General features: G+C 64.5%; 12 protein-coding genes. 4 read left to right on the top strand and 8 right to left on the bottom strand.

Annotated features, from left to right (window positions below; all coding sequences use genetic code 11):
• Positions 1-59: 59 nt before the first annotated feature.
• From PC358_RS01890 to PC358_RS01875, 4 genes are all read right to left on the bottom strand, one after another.
• Complete coding sequence (locus tag PC358_RS01890) at positions 60-1,004, bottom strand: LysR family transcriptional regulator (protein WP_033697119.1); 945 nt, start codon at positions 1,002-1,004, stop codon at positions 60-62.
• Positions 1,005-1,142: 138 nt separating this feature from the next.
• Complete coding sequence (locus PC358_RS01885) at positions 1,143-1,853, bottom strand: YebC/PmpR family DNA-binding transcriptional regulator (RefSeq protein WP_033697117.1); 711 nt, start codon at positions 1,851-1,853, stop codon at positions 1,143-1,145.
• Positions 1,854-1,948: 95 nt separating this feature from the next.
• Positions 1,949-3,340, bottom strand: coding sequence for an FAD-dependent oxidoreductase (locus PC358_RS01880; RefSeq protein ID WP_033697115.1), 1,392 nt, complete (start codon positions 3,338-3,340; stop codon positions 1,949-1,951).
• A gap of 14 nt (positions 3,341-3,354) precedes the next feature.
• The gene (locus PC358_RS01875) at positions 3,355-4,671 is read right to left on the bottom strand and encodes an MFS transporter (protein WP_033697113.1); all 1,317 of its coding nucleotides are present in this window, start codon (positions 4,669-4,671) and stop codon (positions 3,355-3,357) included.
• Between the two features lie 245 nt (positions 4,672-4,916).
• On the opposite strand from PC358_RS01875, the gene PC358_RS01870 reads away from it, so the two are divergent.
• Both PC358_RS01870 and PC358_RS01865 read left to right on the top strand, forming a co-directional pair.
• Positions 4,917-5,786 carry a LysR substrate-binding domain-containing protein gene (locus tag PC358_RS01870; RefSeq protein WP_033697112.1) on the top strand — a complete coding sequence of 290 codons (870 nt, stop codon included), beginning with the start codon at positions 4,917-4,919 and terminating at the stop codon, positions 5,784-5,786.
• A gap of 63 nt (positions 5,787-5,849) precedes the next feature.
• Complete coding sequence (locus PC358_RS01865) at positions 5,850-6,221, top strand: DUF2784 domain-containing protein (RefSeq protein WP_033697110.1); 372 nt, start codon at positions 5,850-5,852, stop codon at positions 6,219-6,221.
• On the opposite strand, the gene tam is transcribed toward PC358_RS01865, so the two are convergent.
• Entirely contained in the window at positions 6,211-6,987 is a 777-nt protein-coding gene (tam, locus tag PC358_RS01860) for a trans-aconitate 2-methyltransferase (RefSeq protein ID WP_033697108.1), read from the bottom strand. The two genes, PC358_RS01865 and tam, sit on opposite strands and share 11 nt — an antisense overlap.
• A gap of 107 nt (positions 6,988-7,094) precedes the next feature.
• Between tam and PC358_RS01855 the strand changes: the two genes are divergently transcribed.
• On the top strand, positions 7,095-7,286 hold the full coding sequence (locus PC358_RS01855; RefSeq protein ID WP_033699973.1) for a hypothetical protein: 192 nt from the start codon (positions 7,095-7,097) through the stop codon (positions 7,284-7,286).
• A 3-nt stretch (positions 7,287-7,289) separates the two neighbouring features.
• Here the strand turns inward: PC358_RS01855 and PC358_RS01850 are convergent, their stop codons facing one another.
• Positions 7,290-8,699 (bottom strand): amino acid permease, encoded by a 1,410-nt coding sequence (locus PC358_RS01850; RefSeq protein ID WP_033697107.1) that lies wholly within the window; start codon positions 8,697-8,699, stop codon positions 7,290-7,292.
• A 326-nt stretch (positions 8,700-9,025) separates the two neighbouring features.
• On the opposite strand from PC358_RS01850, the gene PC358_RS01845 reads away from it, so the two are divergent.
• Positions 9,026-10,450 carry an aminotransferase-like domain-containing protein gene (locus tag PC358_RS01845; protein WP_033699971.1) on the top strand — a complete coding sequence of 475 codons (1,425 nt, stop codon included), beginning with the start codon at positions 9,026-9,028 and terminating at the stop codon, positions 10,448-10,450.
• A 127-nt stretch (positions 10,451-10,577) separates the two neighbouring features.
• On the opposite strand, the gene PC358_RS01840 is transcribed toward PC358_RS01845, so the two are convergent.
• Both PC358_RS01840 and PC358_RS01835 read right to left on the bottom strand, forming a co-directional pair.
• A complete protein-coding gene (locus PC358_RS01840) occupies positions 10,578-11,600 on the bottom strand; it encodes a histone deacetylase family protein (protein ID WP_033697106.1) in 1,023 nt (340 codons plus the stop codon).
• Complete coding sequence (locus PC358_RS01835; RefSeq protein WP_033697105.1) at positions 11,600-12,841, bottom strand: Zn-dependent hydrolase; 1,242 nt, start codon at positions 12,839-12,841, stop codon at positions 11,600-11,602. Before PC358_RS01835 ends, PC358_RS01840 begins: the two co-directional genes overlap by 1 nt.
• Positions 12,842-12,864: the final 23 nt, after the last annotated feature.

Raw genomic sequence — 12,864 nt, 5'->3', positions numbered from 1 at the left:
GCTGCCTTTCAGTCTAAGTGCCGCCTGCCCCCCAATGAACCCCGCTTCGCGCATACCTCCTATGGCGTTGGCGCATGCCCACCGTGCACGCCGAACTGCGACTGGCGCCACAATTCGAACACCCGGTTGCGCAACCAGCGGTGCTCGGCCGAGGCCTGCAGGCGCTGGTGCCAGACCACCCAGTAGCGCTGGCTGTGGTCGATAAAGCCCAGGGGCCGCCAGGCCAGGTCATGCAGGCGGCACAGTTGCCGGGCAATGTGCTCGGGCACCGTCGCCACCGCCTGGCTGTTGCCGATCACCTGCACCGTGGCGGAGAAAAACGGCACTTCCAGGCTGACCCGCCGCTGCAGGCCCTGGGCGCGCAAGTGGCGGTCGATGAAGCTGTCCTTGTCGCCACCACCGGAGATACGCACATGCTTGTGCGCCAGGTAGTCCGCCTGGCTGAGCGTGTGATGGGCTGTCAGCGGGTGATCGCGGCGCATCAGGCAGACGGCGCGGTCCTCACCGAGCAAGCGACCATGCAGGTTGGCGGGCGACTCGTCGAACAAGGTGGTGGCCAGGTCGATTTCGCCGCTGGCCAGCAAGGCATACTGGCCGGCTTGCCAGGTGCGGTATTCGAGGCTGACGCCGGGAGCTTCGTGCTCCAGCGCCGCCACCAGCAACGGCAGCATGTGCTCGGCGACGTAGTCGGAGGCCGCCAGGCAGAAGCGCCGTTCGCAACGGGCCGGGTCGAACACGGCCGGTTGGCGCAGGGCCTGGAGTTCTTCGAGTACCTGGCGCAGGGGTTCGACCAACGCTTCGGCATATTCGCTGAGCACGTAGCCACGGCCTTGGCGCACCAGCAGCGGGTCGTCGAAGGCTTCGCGCAGGTGGGCCAGTTGGCGGCTCAGGGCCGATTGGCTGACGCCCAGGCGCTCGGCGGCGTGGCTGAGGTTTTTCAGCTGCAGCAGGTGGTCGAGGGTACGCAGGTGGGCGAGGCTGAGGGAGGCGAAAGTTGGGTTCATGGGTGTTCGTCTCCGGGCCGCAGGCGAGGGCTGCGCCCTCGTTTCGCGACACAAGGCCGCTCCTACAGGTACAGCGCTGTACCAGTAGGAGCGGACTTGCGTCGCGAAAGGGCCGCCAAGCGGCCCCAGAGGCACAAATCAGTCAGTCAGGCCGACATAGACGTTCTGCACGTCATCGTTCTCGTCGATCGCCTCGAGGAACGCCTCGACCTCGGCCAACGCCTCAGCGCTCAGGCTGGCAGCACTCACCGGGTTCTTCGGCGTGTAGCCGATCTTTGCCGAGACCACGGTAAAGCCATGCTCCGGCAGGGCCTTCTGCACAGCGTCCAGGTCGGTGGTGTCGGTGATGAACAGGGTCGAACCCTCTTCTTCGCCTTCCTCGAAGTCCTGGGCACCGGCTTCGATGGCGGCCATTTCCGGGTCGGCATCGCCGTTCGGGGTGGCTTCGATCAGGCCGACGTGGTTGAAGTCCCAGGCCACCGAGCCGCTTGCACCCAGCTGGCCCTTGCGGAACAGCACACGCACCTGCGCGACGGTACGGTTGATGTTGTCGGTCAGGCACTCGACGATCAGCGGCACCTGGTGCGGTGCGAAGCCTTCGTAGCTCACCGCATGGTACTGCACGGCATCACCGTCCAGGCCAGCACCTTTGCGGATTGCCCGATCCAGAGTCTCGCGGGTCATCGAGGCCTTCTTGGCCTGCACGATGGCCAGGCGCAGGCGCGGGTTCATGTCGGGATCGGCGCCCGATTTGGCAGCGATCTGAATCTCTTTTGACAGCTTGCCCATGACCTTGCCTTTGGCATTGGCCGCTGTTTCTCTATGTTTGGCTTTCCACTGTGCGCCCATGTCGACTCTCTTGTTTCAACGGCCAGTTCAGGAAGCGACCGGCCAAAAAGTGGGTGCAGTTTATACGCCCTCGGGCCTGTGATCGACAAAAAATCTTATGCTTTGTCGGCCTTGCCGGCCGCCGCCGCGAAACGCGCCAGGCGCACATCCAGGTGCCGTGGCCGTTGCCCGCGGTCCTCGGCGCGCTCCTTGCGACGGATGGCATTGCGCACCATCAGCGAGCCCAGGTAGCGAATCGGCTCGGGCGGGAACAACCCCAGCGGGCCGTTGACCAGCGGCGAACGTGACCACGGGTTGTCCAACCCCAACGCCAGCGACGAGAGGATCTGCCCGCCCATGTGGCACGGCCCGACGCCGCTGCCGGAATAACCAAAGCCGTAGAACACATTGCCCTGCCCGTCCAGCCGGCCGAAGAACGGCAGCCCGGTCACCGAGCGGTCCGACGGGCCGTTCCAGCTGGCCGCCAGCGGCACCTCGGCCAGGGCCGGAAAGAACGCGCCCAGGCTTTCGCGCAGCAGCGGCCGGTACGGCGAAGGCTGGTCGAACACCGGCAGCATGCGCCCGCCATAGGCGAAGGTATTGCCGCCCTTGCCGAGCATCAGCCGGCCATCGGAGGTGTTGTGGTAGTAATGCACGAAGATCCGCGAGTCGAGCACGCTGACGCCGTTGTTCAAGCCAATTTCGCGCAGCAGGTCGGGGCACGGCTCGGTGATCACCATGTCGCTGGAGACGATGGCCACGCTGCGCTCGAACTGCGGGAAGGCCCGCGCCATCCAGGCATTGAGGCCCAGCACCACGCGGTCGGCGCGCACCGTCCCGTGGGCGGTACGCACCTGCACTGGCGCGCCGTGTTCCAGGCTGGCCATGGCCGTGCCTTCATGGATGCGCACCCCGCGCTGCAAGGCCACACGGCGCAGGCCACGCACCAGCCGCCCAGGCTGCACGGTGGCGGCCGCCGGGGAGAACCAGCCTTCCAGGTGCCGCGCCGAACCGGCCAGGCGCTGCACAGCCTCCAGCGGCAGGCGTTCGAATGAGTTGATGCCCTGCTGCGCCAGCGCCGCGATCACCGCATCGGTCGCGCCCACCTGGGCCTGGTTGGTGGCGGTGTACAAGGTGCCGTCGAGGCGGTAGTCGCAGTCGATGCCATTGGCCGCGCAGAACGCACCAATGGCCGCGATACTGCGCTCCGACTCGCGCACCAGGCGCACCGCCTCGGCCGTGCCGAACAAGCGTTCGAGGGTGAAGTACTTGGCCGACCAGGAAAGCGCGCAACCGCCGTTGCGCCCACTGGCACCTGCGCCGCAGATGTCTGCTTCGATCAGCATCACGTCCAGCGCCGGCGCCGCCTCCTTGAGCATCAGTGCAGTCCAGAGGCCGGTGTAGCCCCCGCCAACGATGCATACGTCGCAACGCGCGTCGCCTTGCAGCGGCGGGCATAGCGCATCCTGCTCCGAATCCAGGGCCTGTTGCAGCCAGAAGGGTCTCATTCGCTCGCTTTCCTTTAGGTACGCAGTGGCTTGATCGCCATGCTGGTGTTGGGTGCCACGTCATTGGCTTCGGCCAGGCTGGCAGGGCGGCTGTTCCAGTGCGGCAACAGCACCAGGGCCGAGAACAGTGCGCAACCGGCGAACACGATGAACACCGTGACGCTGTCGAAGTAACCGGGCAGCAGGCCGCCAAGCACCGCCCCCACCGAGCCGCAACCATTGACGAAGCCCGCGGCAGTGGCACCGGCCTTGGCCGTACCGAAGTCGATGGCAGCCGCGCCGCTGATCATCGAATCCGGCCCGTACAGGGTCAGGCCCATGACAAACAGCAGGCCCACCACCATGACGACGCTGCCGCTGTGCATGGCCGCCATGAACGCCGCCAGGGTCACCGTCAACAGCAGCAAGCTGATCACGCAGGCCGGCATGCGCCGCGCGCCGAACAGTTTGTCGGAGGCCAGGCCAATCATGATCGGCCCCAACAGCCCAGCCAGCTCGAAGGCGGTCGGGATAATCGCCGCGCCGACCTTGCCCACCGATGGCATCTGCTCGAAGACGATTACCGGCCCCCACAGCAAGATGGCGTAGCGCGCCGGTTTGAGCAGAAAGTAGGCCAGGCCCAGGGTCAGTACCGTGCGGTTGCGCATGATCTCGCGCAGTGGCGCCCAGACGCTGCACAGGTTGGCGCCCGGCGCCATGCTTTGCGGCTCGGGTTCGACGGCGGGCAAGCCGACGTCTTCAGGTTTGTTGCGCTGCAGGAAGAAGAACAGCACGGCCACCAGCGCGACCACGGCGGCACTGGAGTAAAACGCTGCGTGCCAGGTACCGACCAGGGTGTAGGCCCACCAGCCAGCAAACGGCGAGGCCACCAGGCCGCCGAAGGCATAGCACGAGCTCCACAGGCCCAGCACCCGGCCGCGCTGCGCGGCGGGGAAGAAACTGCCGATGTTCTTGCACAAGCCGGCCCAGCCGGTGGACTGCGCCAAGCCCTGGATCAACATGCAGGTGGCGAAGATCGGGAAGGTCGCGTAGCTGCCCATCACCACGGCCGCCGCCGCCGAAATCAGTAAACCGCCGAGCACCACCACGCGGGGGCCGAAGCGGTCGGCAAGCATGCCCCAGGTGAACTGGCCCACCGCATAGGCAGCCAGGTAGATGGCATCGAGGTTGGCCATGGCGGCCTTGTCGAGCATGAAGCTTGGGTCTTCGGCGATACCCAGCTTGGCCACCGAGAAGGCCTTGCGGGTGAAGTAGAAGGCGGCATAAGCCAGCCAGGTAATTGCGAAAATCTGCATACGCCAGCGTTTGAACGTGGCTAGGGAATGGTTCATGTGAGTCTGACCTCTTGCTCAAGTGTGCCGGCAGAATGTGAAGAAACGCCTGTCTTGTTCTTGTGTTGCGCACAGCGATGACGGTGGCCCGTCATCGGGTCAGATGGCGCTGCAAGAGCACCATGGCCCGGCTGGCGCTTGTGGCACCAGCGTTGGGCTGAGAGCTATGGAAACAGCTGGTGACTGATAAATAAAATCGATTTATTGTATTTCACACATAAGCTCAGCTTGTTACTGGAGTCGTCATGTCGGTCTCACACGCTCAACTCAAGGCCTTCCACGCGGTGGCGGTTCACGGCAGCTTTACCCGTGCGGCGCAAAAGCTGTTTCTTACCCAGCCGGCAGTCTCCGACCAGGTGCGCAAGCTCGAAGAGCGCTTTGGCGTGCTGCTGTTTCACCGCAACAAGCGCTCGGTGCAATTGACCGACCTGGGCGAGCGCCTGCTGGGCATCAGCCAACGCCTGTTCGCCTGCGAAGCCGAAGCCCTTGAGCTGCTGCAGGACTCGCGCGCCCTGCACACCGGCAGCCTGGTGCTGGCGGTGGATGCACCGGTGCATGTGCTGCCGCAGATCGCCCGGTTCTGCCAGCGCTACCCGGGTATCCAGGTGAAGATCGAGACCGGCAACACCGATGAGTCGCTGGCCCGGCTGTTCAGCTACCAGGCCGACCTGGCACTGCTGGGGCGGGATGTCGACGATGAGCGCCTGCATTGCCTGCCACTGCGCCGCGACCCGATGGTGGCGTTCGTTTCCCATCACCACCCGTGGGCCAGCCGCGGCTCGATCAGCCTGGCGGACCTGGATGACACACCGCTGGTGCTGCGCGAGCCTGGGTCGGTGACGCGACAGACGCTGGAGGAAGAGATGCAGCGGGCCGGCTTGCGGATTCGGCCGGCGATCCAGGTAGAGGGCCGGGAAGCGGCACGTGAAGCGGTGGTGGTGGGGATTGGCGTGGGGGTGGTGTCGGCGGCGGAGTTTGGCGCCGATGCGCGCGTGTGTGCGTTGCCGATCGTCGATTGCCAGCGGCACTTGACCGAGACGCTGGTGTGCCTGAGCGAGCAGCGTACACGGCGGGTGGTGGCGACGTTCTTGCAAATGGTGCAGGAAGGGTTGTAAATCCGCTCCATCGCTTCCCGCTAACGCAAAGCTCGCGTCACCCTACCGCCTGGATAACTGCCAATGCTCTTTCGCCTGACCGCCGACACGCTGGTGCTGCTGCACCTGGCCTTCATCCTGCTGGTGCTGTTCGGCGGCCTGCTGGTGCTGCGTTGGCGCCCTGCCCTGCTGCTGCACATTCCAGCCCTGGCCTGGGGCCTGGCGGTGGAATACCTGCACCTGGGTTGCCCGCTGACCAGCTGGGAAAACCGCATGCGCAGCGCCGCTGGCGATGCGGGCTACCAGGGCGGCTTCGTCGAGCATTACATCTGGCCGCTCATCTACCCCGCCGGCCTGACACCACAGACCCAGTTGCTGCTGGGCACCGTGGTGTTGCTGCTCAATGTCGGCATTTACGGTTACGTGCTTTGGCGCTGGCGCCGCCCTACCGGGTAGCGATCACGAACAACCGCGGGAACGGCAGCAATACCTTGCCGTCGGTGGACGGCGGGTAGTCGCGCTGCATCGCCTGCAGGTACATCTGCAGGAAGCCTGCCTGCTCGTGCTCGTCCAGCCTGGCCAGGTAAGGCCGCAACGCCGAGCCCTTGAACCACTCCACCACGGCTTCGGCGCCACCCTCCAAGGGGTGATGGTAAGTGGTACGCCACACATCCACCCGCGTGCACAGTGGGCTGAGCAAGTCGTAATAGAACGCCGCATTGTGCCTGGGCGGCAGTTGGTAGTCGGCAAACTTGGCGGCCCACGGGCCTTGGCTGGCGATCTCGCGCAATTGCCGGTGCGCCGGCTCGTCGAGGTTGTCTGGGGTCTGCACCGCCAGGCTGCCGCCCTCGCTCAACTGGCTGACCAGGTGCGGGTACAGCGAAGCATGGTTGGGCACCCATTGCAGCGAGGCATTGGCCAGGATCAGGTCCTGTGCTTGCGGCGCGGTCCATTTGCCAATGTCGGCAATGGCGCAGCGTACCCGGGGCACACACAACCGTTTGCGCTCACGGGCCTTGTCGATCATGTCGGGGTCGCTGTCCAGCGCCATTACCTGGGCATCGGGGTAACGCTGCAGCAGCACTTCGGTGGAGTTGCCCGGGCCGCAGCCCAGGTCCGTGGCATGACGCACCGGGTGTGGCGGCACGGCAGTCAGCAGGTCGCGTACGGCGCGGGTGCGCTCATTTTCGAAGAGGGAATACTGGGTGGCGGACCAGGCCATGTGCGGCTCCTTTGGGCGGGCAATGCGCTGAGCATAAGCCATGTGCTGCCTGTTAGGGGTTCCTCGCAGGCCGGAACTGACTGCCTATGCTTGAAGTCAGTCCTTACATGCGCATGCCTATGAAAACATACCTGGCCCTGGCCATCCTGACCCTGATCGCTGCCGCCGCCCTGCTCGGCTCACCCTGGATGAACCAGCGCTTCCACATGCCTGACCGGCATGCGAGTGAAAAAAGCCAGGCCCTGAACGCAAAAACGGCCGGGTCCCCAAGGGAGCCGGCCGTTTCGAACAGCGACTAAGGCTTAGTGGCGCTTGGCGCTGCGGATCTGATGCACGACGCCCATGGCCACCACGACCGCCGCAGCGATGCCGGTGGAGATCACCAGGATCTGGTAGTCAGGCATGAACGCCATGGTCACCAGGGCGGCCACGATGAACGCGATCACCAGGTAGGTCAGCCACGGGAACAGCCACATCTTCAGGCGAACTTCCTTGCCTTCGGCGATCAGCTTGCGGCGCATGCGCAGTTGCGAGAAGGCGATCACCAGGTACACCAGCAACGCGATCATGCCGGTGGTGTTCATCAGGGTGTCCAGCACGTCTTTCGGGCGCAGGGTCTCGCTGAAGTTGATCAGCGCACACACTACCGCCACGGCGCACGAACCCATGATCGCGTACACCGGTACGCCGGTGCCGGCGCGGGTGATCTTGAAGAACGACGGCGCATCGCCACGCTGGGACAGCGAGAACAGCATGCGCGAGGCGGTGTAGTGACCGGAGATCAGGCAGCTGCTGACCGAGGTCAGGACCACGAAGTTCATCAGCAACTCGGCATACGGCACGCCCAGCAGCTCCAGGGTACGGCGGTAGGCGCCATAGCCCGAGACGCCCAGGTGCGGGTCGTTCCACGGTACCAGGCAGACGATCAGGAAGATCGAGCCGACGTAGAACAGGCACACACGCCATACCACCGAGTTGGTGGCCTTGACGATCTGTGCGGCCGGGTCCTTGGCTTCGGATGCCGCAATGGTCACGATCTCGGCACCGAGGAAGGCGAACATCACCCCAAGCAAGGCACCAATCACCGTGGTGATGCCGTTAGGCATGAAGCCTTCTGCGGTCAGCTGGCTGATGCCGCGCACTTCACCAAACTGCCAGACGTTCATCACGGCGGCGGTGCACACCACCAGGAAGCAGACGATGGCGATCACCTTGATCAAGGCGAACCAGAACTCGAACTCACCGTAGTGCTTGACGTTGAAGAAGTTGACGGTGATCAGCAGCAGGGTCGTGGCCAGCACGAACACGTTGACACTGACGTCAGGGAAGAAGCCGTGCAGGATCTTGCCCGCCACGTAGGCTTCCCACGCCATGAGGATTACCCAGTACCACCAGTACAGCCAACCGATGGTGAAACCGGCCCAGCGGCCAATGGCGCGGTCGGCGTAGGTGGAGAACGAGCCGGTGTCAGGCGAGGACGTCGCCATTTCGCCGAGCATGCGCATGATCAGCACCACCAGGATGCCGCCTGCCAGGTAGGCCAGGACAGCGGCCGGGCCGGCGCTGTGGATCACGCTGCCGGAACCGACGAACAAGGCGCCGCCGATAACCCCGGCGATCGACATCATCGTCAGGTGGCGCGACTTGAGGGAGGCACTGAGCTTGCTCTCGTGCCCGCCTTTCGCGGTGGTGGTTGTGGATGTTGCGTCCATCAGTTGTGTACCCCGTGCTTCTTTTTATCCAAGGAAAACTGTGAGGCCCCGATGGCTAGCGGCCTCACCTGTACATCAGTGCTAATGCGGGCAGGATGGTGTGAACAAACACACGCAGGCCATCCATGGCGGCCTGCTGACGCGCCCGAAGGTTTGCCCTTCGAGCGAACTGAACATGCTTTATGTGGCGATATCCGACACCTAATGTAAAAATGTCCGACGCAGAGAGCCATGCACAGTGGCATGAATCTCGCACTGCACTGTACAGGCCGCCCATGCAATACACCTTGCAGGCGCCTGGCGCCAAGCACCCTGAAGGCCCCCGAATGTTCGAATTACATCCAGACTCCCCAACCCCGCTGGTCAACCAGATCATCGATGGACTGCGCGAGCTGATCGACAACCAGACGCTCAAGCCTGGGGCCAAGGTCCCGTCTATCCGCGCCTTTGCCGCGACTTACTCGGTGAGTACCTTTACCGTGGTCGAGGCTTATGATCGTCTGGTCGCTCAGGGCCTGCTGGTAAGCCGGGGCAACGCGGGTTTTTTCATCAATCGCGCGGCCGGCGAGTTGCTGGAAAAACACAATGCCGAGGCCGACACCAGTCGACCAACGTTCAACTCTGAATGGTACCTGCAGCAGATCTTCGAGATCCGCCAACTGCCGTTCAAGCCCGGCTGCGGCTGGTTGCCCAATGACTGGATGTACGAAGACGGCCTGCGCCGCGGGTTGCGCCAGGTCGCCGGGAGCCCGCTGGAGCTGTCTGGCTATGGCGACCCCATGGGCCTGGCGGAACTGCGTGCGCTGACCGCGCAGAACCTGCAGCAGGAGCTGTCGATTGTCGCCAACCCGGCGCAACTGATGCTCACCCACGGCGCCAGCCAAGCCCTGGACCTGGCCGCGCGCACCCTGGTACGCCCAGGTGACGTGGTGCTGGTGGACGACCCCGGCTACCCCAACCTGATGAGCATCCTACGTACCCAGGGCGCGACGCTAATCGGCGTACCGCGCACGCCCAACGGCTACGACCTCAACCAGCTGGAACAACTGCTGGCGCACCACAGCCCGACGGCCTTCTTCACCCAGCCGCACCTGCACAGCCCGACCTGCTCACGCACCCCGCTGCCGCAGCTGCACCGTTTGCTGCAACTGGCCAGCCAGCATGGCTTCCGCCTGGTGGAGAACAACCTGTACGCCGACATGGTCTCCGAGCCGCAGCCATGCCTGGCCAGCCTCGACCACCTGCAGCAGGTGGTGTACGTGGGCAGTTACTCGAAGAGCATTTCGCCCAACGTGCGGGTTGGCTACATGATGGCCAACCCGGAGCTGATGCAGAAACTGGTACACCTGAAAATGCGCTCGGGCCTCACCACCTCGCAGGTGATGGAGCGCGTGGTGTATGCCGCGATCATCGACGGGCGCTGGCGCAAGCACCTCAAACGGCTGCGCCAGCGTTTGGCCGAGGCGCACCAGGAAGTGGGCCGGCACTTGCATCGGCTGGGTTTCGAGTTGTTCACCGAGTCGGACGAAGGGATGTACATCTGGACCCGGCATCCGGCGATTCCGGATAGCGCGGCGTTGCTGGACGATGCGCTGGAGCAAGGGATCATGCTTGGGCCTGGGCAGTTGTTCATGGTGGATGCCAAGGCGACGGGGTGGATGCGGTTCAATGTGGCGTTCAGTACCGACCCTGCGATGTGGGAGTTGTTGGAGAAGGTGCTGGTGAAGCATGTGCGGCGGGGTGGGGTTTAGTGGGTTTAGGGCTTGCCATGGCATTTGCAGCGCCTGGAAGATCGAGCGTCGCGCGGGCGGCGCTCGATCTCCCATGCGCTGAATTTGCCGTGGCGAACACCTGGCAGCCCTGACACCCACCCAAACCCTAACGCCAATCCACCCTATCCCCAAAAAACGCCTGCGCATTCGCCTCCAAACTCTCCAGGTGATACCCCCCCTCCTGCACTATCACACACGGCAAGCGCAGCGCCCGAACCCGCTCACCCAACGCCGCAAACCCATCGGTGGTCACCGCCACCTTGCTCTGCGGGTCCAGCTGGTAGATATCGAACCCCAACGACAACACCAGCACCTCGGCACCAAAGTCCTTCACCGCACTCAGCGCAATCTCAAGCTGATTCATGAAATCCGCCTCACTGGCCCCGTGCGCCATCGGCAGGTTGAGGTTGTAGCCCTCCCCCACACCCTCGCCGCGCTCGTCCGCGAACCCGGCCACCCCCGGGTAGAAGTTGGTCGGGTCACCGTGCACCGACACATACAGCACATCATTACGGTCGTAGAAAATCTCTTGAATCCCTTGCCCATGGTGCATGTCGGTATCGAGGATCGCCACGCGGCGATAACGGCCGCGCAAGGCCTGGGCCGCGACGGCGGCGTTGTTCAGGTAGCAGAAGCCGCCAGCCGCATCGAAACGCGCATGGTGCCCCGGTGGGCGGCACAGCGCATAGGCCGCAGGCTCACCCCCGAGAATGGCCTTGGCGGCGGCCACTGCGCTTTGCGCCGACCAGTAGGCCGAGCGCCAGGTGTTCTCACCCACGGGGCAACTGCCGTCGGCCAGGTAGCGGCCAGCCTGGGCGAGAATGCCGCGCAGGGCATTGGGCTCGCGCACGAAAATGTTGGACATGACCTCGTCGCCCCACTCCTCGGGCACTTCCTTCCAGCGTGCATGGGCTTCTTCGAGGAACGTCAGATAGGCCTCACCGTGTACCGCCTTGAGCGGGCCCAGGCCGGCATCTTCGGGCTGACGAATGTCGAAGCCAAGGTCCTTGGCCGCCTGCAACAGGCGCTGGGCACGCTCAGGGACTTCCTGCGGGGTACGCATGGCGCCGCGCGAGTAGTAGCTGCGCGGGTGGTGCAGCAGCTGTTCGGGGTGAAAGTAGCAACGCATCAGGCTTCTCCTTGTTCGACCCGGCCGGCACGGGCCAGCACGGCGTTGAGCAGTACATCGGCGCCCTGGCGGGCATCGTCGGGCAGCACGTCTTCAGCCTCGTTGTGGCTCAGGCCACCGACGCAGGGGATGAACACCATGGCTGTCGGGCAGTAACGGGCGAGCAGAATAGCGTCGTGGCCAGCGCCACTGACAATCGCCTGCTGGGCATAGCCCAGGCCGTCCACGGCCTGTTGCACGGCGGCCACACAAGCGGCGTCGAAGGGCGTCGCCGGGCTCATCCAATGGCGCTCGATGCGTACCTGCAGGCCACGCTGCGCGGCGATGGCCTGCAGTTTCAGACCAAGCTCTTGCTCCATCGCCTCAATGGCCTGGTCACGGTGGTGGCGCAAGTCGACGGTGAAGCGCAGTACACCTGGGATGGTGTTGCGCGAAGACTTGGCAATCGACAGCTCGCCCACCGTGGTCAGGCCTTGGGGGGCGAAATCGGCGGCCAGTTGCTCCACCGCCTGGATCATTCGTGCCGCGCCGTACAGGGCGTCCTTGCGCAGCGGCATCGGCGTGGTGCCGGCGTGGGCGGCCATGCCTTCGACCGTCACGTCGAGCCAGCGAATCGCCTGGCCACCACTGACCACACCAATGCATTTGGCGTTGTCTTCAAGGATCGGGCCTTGCTCGATATGCGCTTCAAAATAAGCATCGACCTTGCCGCCCAAGGGGCGCTGGCCGGCATACCCCGTGCGTTGCAGCTCATCGGCGACGCTGATGCCCGCAGCATCGCGAATAGCCAGCGCCTGCTGCAGGTCAAGGGTACCGGTGAACACTGCCGAGCCGAACATGGCCGGCGTGAAGCGTGCGCCTTCCTCGTTGGTCCACACGGCAATCTCCAGCGGCTTGCGAGTGCGGATGCCGAGGTCGTTGAGCCGGCGTACTACCTCAAGGCCCGCCAGCACACCGTACACACCATCGAAACGGCCGCCTTCGGGCTGGGTGTCGAGGTGGCTGCCCATCATCACCGGTGCAGCCTGCGCATCGGTGCCTGCGCGGCGGGCGAACAGGTTGCCGATGGCATCCACCGACAGGGTCAGGCCGGCCTCGCGGCACCAGTGGCTGAACAGTTCTCGGCCGGCCTTGTCTTCATCGCTCAGGGCCAGGCGGCAGCTGCCGCCACGGGCCGTGGCACCGACTTCGGCCATGGCCATCAGGCTCGCCCACAGGCGTTCGCCATTGCTTTTCAACATGTACAGGTACTCCAGATCGAATC

The sequence above is a fragment of the Pseudomonas capeferrum genome, from assembly GCF_000731675.1.
Classification (GTDB): Bacteria; Pseudomonadota; Gammaproteobacteria; order Pseudomonadales; family Pseudomonadaceae; genus Aquipseudomonas; species Aquipseudomonas capeferrum.
The sequence above is the reverse complement of the archived record's forward strand: the minus strand, read 5'-3'. Positions and strand labels throughout refer to the sequence as shown.

What these genes read in the sequence shown, in the direction of transcription:
- PC358_RS01890 (WP_033697119.1), bottom strand. Translation starts at nt 1,004, where the DNA reads ATGAACCCAACTTTCGCCTCCCTCAGCCTCGCCCACCTGCGTACCCTC.
- PC358_RS01885 (WP_033697117.1), bottom strand. Translation starts at nt 1,853, where the DNA reads ATGGGCGCACAGTGGAAAGCCAAACATAGAGAAACAGCGGCCAATGCC.
- PC358_RS01880 (WP_033697115.1), bottom strand. Translation starts at nt 3,340, where the DNA reads ATGAGACCCTTCTGGCTGCAACAGGCCCTGGATTCGGAGCAGGATGCG.
- PC358_RS01875 (WP_033697113.1), bottom strand. Translation starts at nt 4,671, where the DNA reads ATGAACCATTCCCTAGCCACGTTCAAACGCTGGCGTATGCAGATTTTC.
- PC358_RS01870 (WP_033697112.1), top strand. Translation starts at nt 4,917, where the DNA reads ATGTCGGTCTCACACGCTCAACTCAAGGCCTTCCACGCGGTGGCGGTT.
- PC358_RS01865 (WP_033697110.1), top strand. Translation starts at nt 5,850, where the DNA reads ATGCTCTTTCGCCTGACCGCCGACACGCTGGTGCTGCTGCACCTGGCC.
- tam (WP_033697108.1), bottom strand. Translation starts at nt 6,987, where the DNA reads ATGGCCTGGTCCGCCACCCAGTATTCCCTCTTCGAAAATGAGCGCACC.
- PC358_RS01855 (WP_033699973.1), top strand. Translation starts at nt 7,095, where the DNA reads ATGCGCATGCCTATGAAAACATACCTGGCCCTGGCCATCCTGACCCTG.
- PC358_RS01850 (WP_033697107.1), bottom strand. Translation starts at nt 8,699, where the DNA reads ATGGACGCAACATCCACAACCACCACCGCGAAAGGCGGGCACGAGAGC.
- PC358_RS01845 (WP_033699971.1), top strand. Translation starts at nt 9,026, where the DNA reads ATGTTCGAATTACATCCAGACTCCCCAACCCCGCTGGTCAACCAGATC.
- PC358_RS01840 (WP_033697106.1), bottom strand. Translation starts at nt 11,600, where the DNA reads ATGCGTTGCTACTTTCACCCCGAACAGCTGCTGCACCACCCGCGCAGC.
- PC358_RS01835 (WP_033697105.1), bottom strand. Translation starts at nt 12,841, where the DNA reads ATGTTGAAAAGCAATGGCGAACGCCTGTGGGCGAGCCTGATGGCCATG.